This window comes from Geobacter anodireducens (genome assembly GCA_001628815.1).
In the GTDB taxonomy this organism is placed as follows: domain Bacteria; phylum Desulfobacterota; class Desulfuromonadia; order Geobacterales; family Geobacteraceae; genus Geobacter; species Geobacter anodireducens.
The window spans coordinates 3,126,270-3,139,996 of sequence record CP014963.1 but is presented as its reverse complement, the minus strand read 5'-3'; the positions used below and the strand labels follow the sequence as shown (position 1 = coordinate 3,139,996).

The following is a 13,727-nucleotide window of genomic DNA, read 5'->3' as shown; positions in this document are numbered from 1 at the left end:
GTATGTCGGGAAGAAGGGATAATCTGATCGTCGGGCTCGATATCGGCACGACGAAGATCTGCGCCATCGTCGGCAACGTGACCGAGGACGGCATCGACATCGTCGGCATCGGCACAAGTCCCTCCCGGGGGATGCGCAAGGGGGTCGTGATCAACATCGAGAGCACCGTCGAGTCGATCAAGAAGGCGGTCTCCGAGGCGGAACTCATGGCCGGCTGCGACATCCGCTCGGTCTATGCCGGCATTGCCGGCGGCCACATCAAGGGGATCAACTCCCAGGGGGTCATCGCCATCAAGAACCGCGAGGTGAGCTCCGAGGACGTGAAGCGGGTCATCGACGCGGCCAAGGCCATCGCCATTCCCATGGACCGGGAAGTGATCCACATCCTTCCCCAGGAGTTCATCATCGATGATCAGGACGGCATCCGCGAGCCCCTCGGCATGAGCGGGGTGCGGCTCGAGGCCCGGGTCCACATCGTTACCGGCGCCGTGGCCAGCGCCCAGAACATCATCAAGGCCTGCAACCGCGCCGGGCTCGACGTGGCCGACATAGTCCTGGAGCAACTCGCCGCCTCCGAGTCGGTCCTGTCGGCAGACGAAAAGGAACTGGGGGTGGCGCTCATCGATATCGGCGGCGGCACCACCGATATTGCCATTTTCGTGGACGGCGCCATCAAGCACACGGCGGTCTTGTCGCTGGGCGGCAACCACCTGACCAACGACATCGCCGTGGGGCTGCGCACGCCCATGGCCGAGGCGGAGAAGATCAAGCAGAAGTACGGCTGCTGCATGGCATCCCTGGTGGGCAAGGATGAAACCATCGAGGTGCCCAGCGTGGGCGGCCGCAAGCCCAGGGTCCTTTCCCGCCAGCTCCTGGCCGAGATCCTGGAGCCCCGGGTGGAAGAGATCTTCACCCTGGTCAACCGGGAGATCGTCAAGAGCGGTTTCGAGGACCTCATCGCCTCCGGGGTCGCCATCACCGGCGGCACCACCATTCTGGAGGGGATGCCGGAGCTGGCCGAGCAGGTCTTCAATCTGCCGTGCGCCGGGGCCTGCCCCAGCAGATCGGCGGGCTCACCGACGTGGTCAACTCGCCGGTCTACGCCACGGGCGTGGGACTCGTCGTGTACGGGAGCAAGAACGTGGGTATTCGCGAATTCCCCACGGCCCAGACCGACGAGAACATGTTCCGGCGGGTAACGCGGCGGATGAAAGAGTGGTTCGGGGAATTCTTCTGATTCGGTTCATTCACGTGCATCATCATAGTTAGACCAACAAGGGGGTAGGGTATGTTCGAATTCGATGAGAGCATTGACCAGTGTGCAAAGATCAAGGTTGTCGGCGTGGGCGGCAGCGGCGGAAACGCAGTCAACACCATGATTGAGTGCCAGGTCGGAGGGGTTGACTTTCTCGTGGCCAACACGGATGTGCAGGCCCTGCGCATCTCCAAGGCACCCACCAAGATCCAGATCGGGCGTCAGCTCACCAAGGGGCTCGGGGCGGGTGCCGATCCCTCCCAGGGGCGCGAGGCGGCCCTGGAAGACCGGGAGCAGGTGGCGGAACTCCTCAAGGGTGCGGACATGATCTTCGTGGCCGCTGGCATGGGGGGCGGCACCGGTACCGGGGCGGCTCCGGTCATCGCCGAGGTGGCCAAGGAAGTGGGAGCACTCACCGTGGGTGTGGTGACCAAGCCCTTTTCCCGCGAGGGCAAGCAGCGCCTTTCCAAGGCTGAAGAGGGGATTCGCGAGCTCAAGAAGCACGTGGATTCGCTCATCGTCATCCCCAATGACCGACTCATCGGCCTGGCCGGCAAGTCCATGTCGATCATCGACGCCTTCAAGCCGGCCGACGACGTGCTCCGCCAGGCGGTCCAGGGGATCTCGGACCTGATCACCACCAGCGGCTTCATCAACGTGGACTTCGCCGACGTGAAGGCGATCATGGGCGAGCGCGGCATGGCCATGATGGGTATCGGCATCGCCTCCGGCGAGAACCGGGCCGTGGAAGCCGCCCTGCGCGCCATCTCCAGCCCGTTGCTGGAAGAGGTGGACATCTCCGGCGCCAAGGGCGTCCTGGTGAACATCGCCGGTTCCTCCTCCATGACCATGGACGAGTTCGAGGCGGTGAACCGGTCCATCCACGAGAAGGTCCACGAGGACGCCAACATCATCATCGGCGTCAGTATCGACGAGACCCTGGGCGACCAGCTCAAGGTGACGGCCATTGCCACCGGCTTCGGCGACCGCTTCGACATGGAGAAGGCCCGCCAGGAGCTGAAGAACGTCACTCCCTTCGGCAAAGCCGAGGTGAACCGCGACATCCCGACCTTTGTCCGCAACCAGCAGACCCGCGAGCCCTCGCTCTCGCGGCAGAAGGCGTTTTTCATCGACGACGAGGATCAGTACGACATCCCGACCTTCCTGAGGAAGTCCGTCGACTAGCAGCATCTTCCGGCGCGCTGGCCGCGGCCAGCAGGCGGCACGCCGGAGCAGTTCCGGTCTCTGCTTTCATTCCCCGGCTCCCCATTTACCCCCTCCAGGGGGGCCGGGTCTTTTTTTTCCTTTTTCCCTCTTCTCCCTTCGTGGTACCCTGATCCCCCATGTCGTGGAAAATCATCGAGAAAAACCGCCGTCTCCTGAGCCGGGAGGAAGGCTTTTCCCCCAAACGGCGCGGCGGCAAGCTGACCGTCTGCCTGGTCTACCCCAACCGCTATGCCGTGGGGATGAGCAACCTGGGGTTCCAGGCGGTCCACGCGCTGCTGAACGAAGAGCCCGACATCCTCTGTGACCGGGCCTTTCTCCCCGATGCCGACGATCTGCGGGAGTACCGCAGGAGCAATACGAAGCTCCTCTCCCTGGAGTCGGGGGAGCCCCTCGGCTCCTTCGATATCATTGCCTTTTCGGTTTCCTTCGAAAGCGACTACCTGAACATCCCGGTCATCTTCGACCTGGCCGGCATTCCGCCCCTGGCATCGGAGCGGACCCCTTCCCATCCCCTCGTTATGGCCGGAGGCGCGGCCCTGTTCCTCAATCCCGAGCCGGTGGCGGATTTTCTCGATCTGATCTGCGTGGGGGAGGGGGAGGAGCTGCTGCCCCCGTTGCTGGAACTGGTGCGGGACGAGGGGATCGTCGAGCGGGAGCCTTTCCTGGCCCGGGCCGCGCGTCTGCCGGGAATCTATGTGCCCTCCTGCTATGGCCTGAACTACGACGGCGTTCGCGTGGTCGGCCGCCGGGCGGTTCGCGGCGCGCCGGGGCAGGTGCAGCGGCTGCCGATGGCTGAACCGGACCGGCGGGAGAGCGTGTCCGAGATTTTGACGCCGGACACGGAATTTTCCGACATGTATCTCATGGAGGTCTCCCGGGGGTGCCCCCGGGGGTGCCGCTTCTGTGCGGCCGGTTTCATCTACCTTCCCTACCGCCAGCGTTCCCTTGACGAACTGAAGCGCCAGGCCGTGGCGGGGCTGGCCCGCCGTGGGAAGATCGGCCTCGTGGGCGCGGCGGTCTCCGACCACCGGGACATCGGCGAGCTCTGCCGGTTCATCCTGGAGAAGGGAGGGAAGGTGTCGGTTTCGTCACTGCGGATCGACCGGCTCGACGACGACATGATCGAGGTGCTCAAGGCGAGCGGCCACAAGACGGTGGCCCTGGCGCCGGAGGGGGGCAGCCAGCGGATGCGCGACCTGGTGCGCAAGAACCTGACCGAAGAGCAGATTCTCGCCGCCTGCGACCTGCTGATCGGCCACGATATCCTGAACCTGAAGCTCTACTTCATCATCGGGCTCCCCACCGAGACCACTGACGACCTGGAGGAAATGGTCCGCCTGGTGGGGAAGATCCGCGAGCGGGTCATCGCTGCGGCCCGGAAGAACAGGCGCCTCGGTGAGATCATCCTCTCGGTTAACCCCTTTGTGCCCAAGCCGTTTACCCCGTTCCAGTGGTGCGGCATGGAAGATACGGCCTCTCTGGAGAAGAAGCTTAGCTACCTCCAGCAGGCAGTGAGGAAACTGTCAAACGTCCGGCTCATTGCCGAGAGCCCCAGGGACGCCTACCTGCAGACACTCCTCTCCCGGGGCGACCGCCGGCTCTCCGCATTTCTGCTCCGGGCCGCCGAATTAGGGAGCTGGAAGCGGGCCGCCCGGAAGTTCGCTGTCGACACCGATTCGCTCGTCTACCGCAACATTCCCCTTGACGAAACATTGCCCTGGGATGTCATTGGCAGCGCCGGCGTCGACCGGCTCAGGCGGGAGTATCTGGAGGCGTTCCCTCGGCAGTGAGGCCGCTATCGTTTCTTGATCCTCTCCAGCCAAGGCAGATGGAGATCGCCGGGTGATGCATGGCGACGTTCGTCCTGACAGGCCTTTTGTCCTGAGCTGAGCCGTGAATAGACGCCGAGCGCCCACAGGGGAAAGAAGTGGCGGTACCCATGGTAGCGCAGGTAAAAGACCCGTGGGAAACCGGTACCGGTAAAATGCTTTTCCTCCCAGGTTCCCCATTGATTCTGGTGGTCGAGCAGGTAGCGCACGCCCCGCCGGACGGCCAGGCTGTGGACCTCTCCCGCGGCCATGAGCCCCAGGAGGCTCCAGGCGGTCTGGGACGGGGTGCTCGCCCCCTTGCCGGCCAGCGAAGGATCGTCGTAGGAATAGCAGGTCTCTCCCCATCCCCCATCGTGGTTCTGGCATGACGTAAGCCATCCCACCGCCTTGCGGATATAGGGCTGCTGCATATCTTCACCGGCCTGCCTGAGGCCGGACAGCACCGACCAGGTGCCGTAGATGTAGTTCACCCCCCAGCGGCCGAACCAGGCGCCGTTTTCTTCCTGCTCCGAGCGCAGGAACCCGATCCCCCGCGCGATGGGCGGAAACGTCCTGTCGAAACCGACCATGGAGAGGAGCTCGATGCAGCGTCCCGTCAGGTCCGATGTGCTCGGGTCGAGGAGCGCCCCATGGTCGGCGAACGGGATGTCGTTCAGGTAGTGGTGGTTGTTGTCGATGTCAAAGGCGGCCCATCCGCCGTCACTGCTCTGCATCCCGAGCACCCAGTTCACGCCGCGGGCGATCCGGTCGCGGTAGAGCTCATTCTCCAGCGCGCCGGCCCGCAGAAGCGACATGATGACCTTCGATGTGTCGTCCAGGTCGGGATAGAGGGTGTTCTCGAACTGGAACGCCCATCCACCCCCCTCCAGGTCGGGAGCCTTCAGCGACCAGTCTCCGGGCGAGAGGATCTGCTGTGACAAGAGCCATTCAACGGCCTGTTTCGCCGCGGGGTGGCTCGCCGGCATGCCCGCTTCCATGAGCGCCGAAAGGCTCAGGCAGGTGTCCCAGATCGGGGAATTGCACGGCTGGCAGATGCTGCTGCTCCTTGTGCCGTCCGCTGCCGCGTGGGCAGAGGGGGTGAGGGCAAAAGCCGCAGACATGCCGCTGTCGATGCACGCGCCGTCCGGGCGGGGGGAATCTGCCTCCTGCGGAGTGCGATGCTGGAGCAGGTCGTCGATGGCCTGCAGTCCGCGGATATAGTCAGGGTCGTCTTCCCCGCAGCCGAGTACGCGGAGGGCCATGACCGCATAGGCCATGGCCGGGAAAATGGCGCCGATCCCGCCGCTGCCCTGCATGTGGGACCTGGTCCACTGTTCTGCTTCGGCAATGGCTTTCCGGTGCAGGGCGGAAGGAATGTGCCGGTTGAAACGCTTGAGCAGGCGGTCGAGGATGATGAAGGCGTTTTTCCGCCAGTGCCCCGGTTGAAAGCCATCCAGGTGGCGCAGTTTGTCGGGCGGCGTGCTGAACAGCTCGGGAACCCCCTCCTCGGGCCGCAGCCGGCACACGGGCTGTTTGGCGTAGAGCAGCAGCAGAGGGACAATGACGGTTCTCGACCAGTAGGATACTTTGCTCAAATGGAAGAAAAACCACTGGGGGAGAAGCACGATTTCCACGGGCATTGCCGGCGGGGTATGCCAGGGGATCTGGCCGAACAGGGCCAGCAGGATACGGGTGAACACATTGCATCTGGCCGCGCCGCCGAGGCTGAGGACCATGAGGCGCGCGCGTATCATGTGGGGTGCCTGGGGTGAGTGCCCCAGCACCTTGAGGGCGAGATACGCCTTGACCGTGGCGCTGATGTTGGCGAATCCGTCCTCGGCGTAGAGGGGCCAGCCTCCGTCGGGCAGTTGCCTGTCCAGGAGATAGTTCTCCAGCCGCTTCCCCAGTTCCGGGGGAATCTCCCTGCCGAGGAACCGCTGAAGCATGATGTACTCAGACGGTATCGTAACGTCCGCCTCCAGTTCGAAAACCCAGTACCCCTCCGGGTTCTGGAGCGCCAGGAGATACTGCTCCGCCTTTTTGACAGCCTGACGGCAGTGGACGGCCTTTCCCGTTACCTCTTTTATGGGTGCGATGGTGGTGCGTTCTTCCTCAATCGGCCGCCCGGCCTTCTTGTTGCCGGCTATTACGGCAAACTTGTGGAGTATTCCCTTTGCCATTCGAGTCTCCTTTCCCTTGAGCGGCAAGAATATTAACTACGGTATCTTCAGTTAACAGTGTAAACGGTGTGGTGAAAAAATTTTCAGGTGCCAAAGCCGGCGAGCAGCCCGTCCACCAGTGTCTCTGCCTGAAGGGCAGCGTCCACCATGGGAAAGTCAGCCGTGTAAATCCGCGAGGTCACGACGCCATGGACGGCGGTCCATAATGTCTGTGCGAGAAGGGCTGCGTTCATGGGGCGGAGCGCGGCAGCCGCCATGGCCCCTTCAACGGTCTGGAGGATATGGAAGTAGGTCCGCCGTCCCATGCTGTCCTTTTGCAGGAATTCCGTTGGCGAACCATAGACGACAGGGCTTGTGAAGAAGGCGACCTTGTAGTGGCCGGGATTTGCCAGCCCGAACTCGATGTACCTCAAAAGACAGAGCCGCAACACCTGCAATGGGCTGCTGTGCCCCTTCGAGATGTCCTGGTAGCTCTGGAACAGCTTGGCGAACAACTCTTCGCAGAGAGAATAGAGGAGGTCGTCCTTGTCGCGGAAATAGAGGTAGATGGTTGTGGGGGAGTGCTCGATTTTGGCCGCAAGCTTACGCATGGAGAACCGTTCGTACCCGATCTGGGAGAACAGTTCCCGGGCGGCGTCGAGAATCTCCTGGCGAAAGAGAGCCTTGTGTTTTTGTCTGCGTTCTCGTAAAGTCATGATGCTTAACAGTGTTAACTAAACTTTTCACAAAATAGAGGATCACTGGCGTGCTGTCAAGCGTTGATTGGATGGAGAGGGGGATTGGTCCGGGACTATCGGCTGGCGTTCGGGTGACGGGGAGGTGACCATGCCCACCTATGTCGAACCCGTGTTTCGTCCGCCGAGCGAGGCGCGCAGTCTCATCTTCCAGATAACCATCGGCTGTTCCCAGAACCACTGCGCCTTTTGCGGCATGTACAAGACGAAACGGTTCAGTCTGAAGCCCGAGGCCGAGGTTCTGGCCGAGATCCACGGCATCCCGGCACGCTACCGTCCCGTGGTGGACCGGGTATTCCTGGCCGACGGCGACGCCCTGGTCTATCCCTTCGACGGGCTCGCAACCATCCTTGACCGGCTGGCGTCGGTGTTCCCGAATCTCACGCGGGTGGGCTCCTACGCATCACCCCGGAGCCTGGCCACCAAGAGCGTCGGGGAGCTCCGGCATCTGCGGGGGAAAAAGCTCCGTATCCTCTACTTCGGGCTGGAGTCGGGGGACGATGCGACCCTGGACGCGGCCAACAAGGGGTTTGCGGCCGAGGAAATGGCACGGGAAGCCCTGAAGGCGCGGGAGGCGGGCATGAAGCTCTCGGTGACCGCCATCCTGGGGCTGGCCGGCCGAGGTCGCAGTCTCCACCATGCCCGGGCAACCGCGCAATGGATCAACCGGGTCAGTCCCGAGTATTTTTCTCTCCTCACCCTCTTCCATCGCCACAATGACGAATTCATCCGCACCCTCGACCTGTGCACACGGCGGGAGCTGCTGCACGAGGCGCGGGAGCTTCTTGCCCATCTGGCGCCAGCCAGGACGATTCTTCGCTCCAACCATGTCTCCAATTTCCTGGAGCTGGCCGGCAGCTACCCCAAGGACCGGCAGCGGCTCATTGCCGAGGTGGATGCCGCCCTGGCGCGGCTCGACAAGATGCCCGGCTTCCTCGACGAGGTTCCCGCCTACGGCGAAGAATACTACTGAGACTCGTCCCTCCTTTGGCAGTCCTCATGCACGGTGCCGACTGCTCCACCCGCTGTCGCGCCGTGGCACCGTTCTGACTGTTGTTCTGCATGGAAACGCCGTTCCCCGGAAACGGGGCGGCGTTTTTTTTCATCTGTTGTGATGGGTATGGTGGTTTGGAGTGCTTTCCTGATTTATCGGCTTGTTCGGTGGGGGGGTCAAAACATTGACGGGCCTGTTTCAAAAAGCTGTCGATACGACATCACATGATCCGTATCGGTCAACTCTCACTATTCTTTAGCCCTTTCCCTGAAAAAAGATTCCCCGCCCGCCGGATTCAATCCGATGGTGTTGCTTTGTTCCCTCTCCAGTCGGCTGGCACAACGGTTGCAGATAGTGTGGTGCGCACGAAAAGCGCCTGATTTTACGAGAGGATTTTCTCATGGCCAACATGGCGGCGGACGCAGTCGAACTCCAGCCTGTAAAAAGCAATTCGGATATCTATATGGCCCTGGCGCTCATCGGCGTCCTGGCCTGATGATCATCCCGTTGCCGGCGTTTCTGCTGGACCTGTTCCTGGCCGCCAACATAACCATTGCGCTGGCGATTCTGTTGGTGGCCCTCTACACCCAGCAACCCCTGGATTTTTCGGTGTTCCCGTCTGTGCTGCTGGTGACGACGCTCTTCCGGCTGGCGCTGAACGTGGCCGGTACCCGGCTCATTCTCCTGCACGGAAACGAAGGGATCGATGCCGCCGGGCATGTGATCAGGCCTTCGGCCAGTTCGTGGTCGGGGGCAACTACGTGGTCGGCGCGGTTATCTTCCTGATTCTGGTCATCATCAATTTCGTGGTCATCACCAAGGGTGCCGGCAGGGTGGCCGAGGTGGCTGCCCGCTTCACCCTGGATGCCATGCCCGGCAAGCAGATGGCCATCGACGCGGACCTGTCCTCGGGGCTCATCAACGAGAAAGAGGCCCGGCGCCGCCGGTCGCGGGTGTCGCGCGAAGCCGATTTCTACGGCTCCATGGACGGTGCCAGCAAGTTCGTGCGTGGCGACGCGGTCGCCGGCATTCTGATCATGCTGGTGAACATCATTGGGGGCTTCATCATCGGTGTCTGGCAGAACGGCATGCCCCTGGAGGCCGCCCTCTCGAACTACACGCTGCTGACCATCGGCGAGGGGCTCGTGGCCCAGATCCCGGCACTCATCATCTCCACTGCCGCCGGTATCATCGTGACCCGCTCGGCAGACGAGAAGAACTTCGGCCACGAAATTTCGGGCCAGTTCCTCAACTATCCCAAGGCATTCTATGTCTCCTCGGGCGTTCTCTTCGCCTTCGGCCTCATCCCCGGGCTACCCCATGTGGCCTTCTTCCTTTTGTCCGGAGCGGCCTACATGGGGGGGCGGATGGCCAAGGAGAGCGCCCAGGTGGTGGAGGACGACCTCATGACGCTGCCGGCACCGTCCGAGGCCGGCGAGTCCGGCGACCAGGCCGGCGCCATCCGTCCCCTGGACATGCTGGAGCTGGAGGTCGGGTACGGCCTCGTTCCCATGGTGGATGCGGCTCAGGAGGGCGAGTTGCTGGAGCGGATCCGCTCGATCCGTCGCCAGTATGCCCAGAAGATGGGGTTCGTGGTGCCGCCGGTCCACATCCACGACAATCTGCAGCTCAAGCCCCACGAGTACAACATCCTCATCAAAGGGGCCAAGGTCGGCGGCGGCGAGATGGCCGGGCAGTACCTGGCCATGGATTCTGGCGCCGTTTCCATGCCGGTCGAGGGCATCCGGACCACGGAGCCGGTCTTCGGGCTCCCCGCCATCTGGATCAGGCCCGAGCTGAAGGAACAGGCCCAACTGGCGGGCTACACCGTGGTGGACAGCACCACCATCATCGCCACGCACATCAGCGAGATCATCCGCAAGCATTCCTACGAAATGGTGGGCCGTCAGGAGCTCCAGCAACTGCTGGACAACCTCTCCGCCTCCTTCCCCAAGGTTGTTGAAGAACTGGTGCCGAACCTCCTGAACCTGGGGACCGTGCTGCGCGTCGTCAAGAACCTGCTGCGGGAAGGGGTTTCCATCCGCGACCTGCGGACCGTGCTGGAGACCCTGGCCGACTACGGCGGGCTCACCAAGGACCCTGACACCCTGACCGAGTTCGTCCGCCAGGGCCTGGGTCGCTCCATTGTGGAGCAATACAAGCGGGACGACGACACCCTCTGCCTCATCAGCCTCGACCGCCGGGTCGAGGAGGTCGTGGCCGAGGCGATCCAGCCGTCGGACCAGGGGAGCTATCTGGCCATCGAGCCCAATACGGCCCAATTGATCCTCTCCGGGGTCCGGCAGGAAATGGAAAAATTCAACCAGATCGGAACCCAGCCGGTGCTACTGGCTTCGCCATCCATCCGGCGACATGTCAAGAAGCTCACGGAACGGTTCGTGCCCAATCTGGTGGTTCTGTCGCACAACGAGGTGCCGTCAGGCATAAAAATTCAATCGTTAGGGGTGGTGACGCTCAATGCTGGTTAAGACTTTCGAAGCGGTGGACATGTCCGAGGCCCTCAAGATGGTGAAGGCCGAACTGGGGCCAGACGCCATGATCATTTCTTCCAAGAAGGAGCGGAAGAAGGGCTTTCTCGGCTTCTTCAGCAAGCCCGTGATCAAGGTGACGGCGGCCCTTGAGGTGAAGCCGCGCCAGCCGGTGCCCAATCCCTACCGGGAGGCCCAGGAGCAGAACCTCTCGGCCAAGGAGATGCTGGAGAACTCCATGCTGGCCCCCCTGGCCCGGGAGTTGAAAGACCTGCGCCTGAAGGTGGAGCAGATGACGCGCCAGGAAGCGGAGGCCAAGGCCAAGGCCGCCGAGGCGCAAAGCCGCGAGGAAAGTGCCGCTGCCGCCGAGGCCTCTGCCCCGGCGGCCCGTGAGTTCAATCCGCGCTCCATCCCCAGGCAGGACCTGGAAGAGATGAAAAAGATCCTCTTCAAAACCCTGGCCGCAAAGGAAGCGGGGGCGGAGCAACCCGCCGAAAAAGCCGAGGCCGCCCCGGCGCCGGCCAAGGCTCCGCAGGCCGAGACCGAAAAAGCATCCGGCGGCATCAAGGCTGCGCTGCGGGTGGTGGTGACCGAGCTCCATCGCAAGGGGCTCGAGCGGGGCGCCATCAGGGCCGTCATGGACCATCTGAAGCCGGAGGCCCGCAAGGGGGGAACCGTGGAGGCGATCCGTTCGTTCCTGCCCCAGGCATTCAAGAGCGCCATCAAGTGCTCCGGCCCCCTGACCGTCAAAAAGAACGGCCCGCGGATCATCGCCCTGGTGGGGCCGACAGGGGTCGGCAAGACGACCACCATAGCCAAGCTGGCCGCCCACTATGCCCTGCGCGAAGGGCACCGGGCCGCCCTGATCACCATCGACAACTTCCGGGTGGGGGCTGTGGAGCAGTTGAAGACCTACTCGCGCATCATGGGCGTGCCGGTGGAGGTGGCTGCCACCGCGGCGGAGCTGGAGGCGGCCATCGAGCTCCACTCCGACAAGGAGCTGATCCTGATCGATACGGCCGGCCGCAGCCACAAGGACAGCGAGAAGATCGAAGAGCTCAAGGGGTTTCTGGAATCGCGCTTCGCCATTGAGATTCATCTTTGCCTGGCAGCCACCACCAGGGACCTGGAGGTCCTGGAAATAGTGGAGCGGTTCGGCGTCCTGCCGGTTTCCCGCGTGATCTTCACCAAGCTGGACGAGAGCGAGAGCTACGGCAGCATCGTCAACGCCCATCTGCGGACCAAGTTTCCGCTTTCCTACTTCACCACCGGGCAACGGGTGCCCGAAGATCTGGAAATTGCAACTCCCGGCAGACTCGCCGGGCTGGTTTTGGGGGAGAGTAAGCAATGAATCTCGCGGCAACAACCGGTGACCAGGCTGATAGCCTCCGTCAGCTTGCCACTTCCGTGAAAAAGCAGCGCAAGGCCACGAAACCCTCTGCCGGCGAAGGCCAGAACCAGAAGGGGGTCCGGGTCATCTCCGTGACCAGCGGCAAGGGCGGAGTCGGCAAGAGCAACGTGGTGGTTAACCTGGCCCTGGCCCTGGCCCGGCGCGGCAAAAAGGTCCTGGTCATCGACGCGACCTGGGGCTCGGCAACATTGACGTGCTGATCGGCATTTCCCCCGATCATACCCTGAACGATGTCTTCTCCGGCAAGAAGCGCCTGGACGAGATCATTACCGAGGGCCCCGGCGGCATTCGCGTCATCCCGGCCGGATCGGGACTGCCCGACTTCACCTCCCTCGGCCTCCAGGAGCGGGTGAAGATCATGGACGAGCTGGACGCGCTGGAGGAGGATTTCGACATCCTCATCATCGATACCGAGGCGGGCATATCGGACAACGTCACCTACTTCAACAGCGCCTCCCAGGAAATCGTGGTGGTGGTGACCCCCGAGCCGACCTCCATCACTGACGTCTATGCCCTGATCAAACTCCTGGCGACGCGCCATGCGGAACGCTACTTCAAGGTTCTGGTCAACATGGCCCGGGATACGGACGACGCCCTGCAGGTGTTTGCCAAACTGTCAAACGTGACGAGCCGGTTTCTTGACATCTCTCTCGATTACCTGGGATGCGTGGTGCGCGACGATGCGGTGCTGGACGCGGTGAAGAGCCAGAAACCGGTGCTGGAGTTGTGCCCCGATTCGGCTGCGGCCGGCTGCTTCACCACGCTGGCGCGGCGCATCCTTGAAAACAGCGGCGAGCGGCGCGTGAAGGGGAACGTCCAGTTCTTTTTCCGGCGCTTCCTCGGCGCACCGGTGGAGAGCCTATGAACTGCATGCTGAAGGCATACGAGCAGGAAGCCCAGCGGTCAGCGGCCCAGACCCGCGACGAACTCATCGTGAACCATCTCCCGCTGGTCAAATTCCTGGTCGGGCGGATCGCCTCACAGCTTCCCCCTCACCTGGACCAGGAAGATCTCATGAGCGCGGCGATCATCGGTCTGATCACCGCGGCAGAGCGTTTCGACCCGGCCCGCGGCGTGCAGTTCAAGACCTTTGCCGAGCAGCGGATCCGGGGAACCATCATCGATGAGCTCCGTTCCCAGGACTGGCTGACCCGGTCGCTGCGGGACAAGTTCAAGAAGCTGGAGAAGGAGTTCGTGCTCCTGGAGCACCGGTTGGGGCGCAATCCCACCAGCGAAGAGGTGGCCACCGCCCTCAAGATGAGCGTTGACGAGTATTACCAGATGCTGGAGGAGATTCACCTCCTCTCCTTCGTCAGTCTGAACGAATCCTGGGAGGACGACGACGGCAGCCCCTTCGGGCTTCTGGACATCCTGGCCGACACCTCCATCGAGAACCCCCAGAGCCAGCTCATGGCGCGCCAGATGCTCGATTCGCTCACCGAGTCCATTGAGTCGCTTCCGGAGAAGGAGCGGCTGGTCATTACCCTCTACTATTACGAGGAGCTGAACCTGAAGGAAATCGGCGCCGTGCTGGAACTGTCGGAGTCGCGCATTTCCCAGCTCCACAGCCAGGCCATCGTGCGGCTGCGGGCCAAGATGAAGAACATGAGGTAACGACCGGAACCCGGG

Annotated in this window: 7 protein-coding genes and 3 pseudogenes; 8 read left to right on the top strand and 2 right to left on the bottom strand. The window is 62.7% G+C overall.

The genetic code is table 11. The annotated features are described in order from the left end of the window. The first annotated feature begins 2 nt into the window (after nucleotides 1-2). The 3 genes and pseudogenes from A2G06_14410 to A2G06_14400 all read left to right on the top strand — a co-directional run bounded on the left by A2G06_14410 (nucleotide 3) and on the right by A2G06_14400 (nucleotide 4,272). Nucleotides 3-1,237, top strand: a pseudogene (locus A2G06_14410) (cell division protein FtsA). A 51-nt stretch (nucleotides 1,238-1,288) separates the two neighbouring features. After that, nucleotides 1,289-2,440 (top strand): cell division protein FtsZ, encoded by a 1,152-nt coding sequence (locus A2G06_14405; protein ID ANA41246.1) that lies wholly within the window; start codon nucleotides 1,289-1,291, stop codon nucleotides 2,438-2,440. Between the two features lie 158 nt (nucleotides 2,441-2,598). Next, the gene (locus A2G06_14400) at nucleotides 2,599-4,272 is read left to right on the top strand and encodes a radical SAM protein (protein ANA41245.1); all 1,674 of its coding nucleotides are present in this window, start codon (nucleotides 2,599-2,601) and stop codon (nucleotides 4,270-4,272) included. A gap of 5 nt (nucleotides 4,273-4,277) precedes the next feature. On the opposite strand, the gene A2G06_14395 is transcribed toward A2G06_14400, so the two are convergent. Continuing rightward, on the bottom strand, nucleotides 4,278-6,470 hold the full coding sequence (locus A2G06_14395) for a squalene-hopene cyclase (GenBank protein ANA41244.1): 2,193 nt from the start codon (nucleotides 6,468-6,470) through the stop codon (nucleotides 4,278-4,280). Between the two features lie 83 nt (nucleotides 6,471-6,553). Beyond that, nucleotides 6,554-7,165, bottom strand: coding sequence for a TetR family transcriptional regulator (locus A2G06_14390; GenBank protein ANA41243.1), 612 nt, complete (start codon nucleotides 7,163-7,165; stop codon nucleotides 6,554-6,556). Nucleotides 7,166-7,295: 130 nt separating this feature from the next. On the opposite strand from A2G06_14390, the gene A2G06_14385 reads away from it, so the two are divergent. From A2G06_14385 to A2G06_14365, 5 genes and pseudogenes are all read left to right on the top strand, one after another. Next, nucleotides 7,296-8,177 carry a radical SAM protein gene (locus A2G06_14385; GenBank protein ID ANA41242.1) on the top strand — a complete coding sequence of 294 codons (882 nt, stop codon included), beginning with the start codon at nucleotides 7,296-7,298 and terminating at the stop codon, nucleotides 8,175-8,177. 421 nt (nucleotides 8,178-8,598) lie between these two features. Continuing rightward, nucleotides 8,599-10,687: pseudogene (gene flhA / locus A2G06_14380) on the top strand (EscV/YscV/HrcV family type III secretion system export apparatus protein). Continuing rightward, nucleotides 10,677-12,038, top strand: coding sequence for a flagellar biosynthesis protein FlhF (locus A2G06_14375; protein ID ANA41241.1), 1,362 nt, complete (start codon nucleotides 10,677-10,679; stop codon nucleotides 12,036-12,038). Before flhA ends, A2G06_14375 begins: the two are co-directional and overlap by 11 nt. Beyond that, nucleotides 12,035-12,963, top strand: a pseudogene (locus A2G06_14370) (flagellar synthesis regulator FleN). The gene A2G06_14375 and the pseudogene A2G06_14370 overlap by 4 nt, the downstream one beginning before the upstream one ends. Then, on the top strand, nucleotides 12,960-13,712 hold the full coding sequence (locus tag A2G06_14365) for an RNA polymerase subunit sigma (protein ANA41240.1): 753 nt from the start codon (nucleotides 12,960-12,962) through the stop codon (nucleotides 13,710-13,712). The pseudogene A2G06_14370 and the gene A2G06_14365 overlap by 4 nt, the downstream one beginning before the upstream one ends. Nucleotides 13,713-13,727 lie beyond the last annotated feature (15 nt).

Coding starts and splice junctions, on each gene's coding strand:
- A2G06_14405 (ANA41246.1), top strand. CDS start 1,289: ATGTTCGAATTCGATGAGAGCATTGACCAGTGTGCAAAGATCAAGGTT.
- A2G06_14400 (ANA41245.1), top strand. CDS start 2,599: ATGTCGTGGAAAATCATCGAGAAAAACCGCCGTCTCCTGAGCCGGGAG.
- A2G06_14395 (ANA41244.1), bottom strand. CDS start 6,470: ATGGCAAAGGGAATACTCCACAAGTTTGCCGTAATAGCCGGCAACAAG.
- A2G06_14390 (ANA41243.1), bottom strand. CDS start 7,165: ATGACTTTACGAGAACGCAGACAAAAACACAAGGCTCTCTTTCGCCAG.
- A2G06_14385 (ANA41242.1), top strand. CDS start 7,296: ATGCCCACCTATGTCGAACCCGTGTTTCGTCCGCCGAGCGAGGCGCGC.
- A2G06_14375 (ANA41241.1), top strand. CDS start 10,677: ATGCTGGTTAAGACTTTCGAAGCGGTGGACATGTCCGAGGCCCTCAAG.
- A2G06_14365 (ANA41240.1), top strand. CDS start 12,960: ATGAACTGCATGCTGAAGGCATACGAGCAGGAAGCCCAGCGGTCAGCG.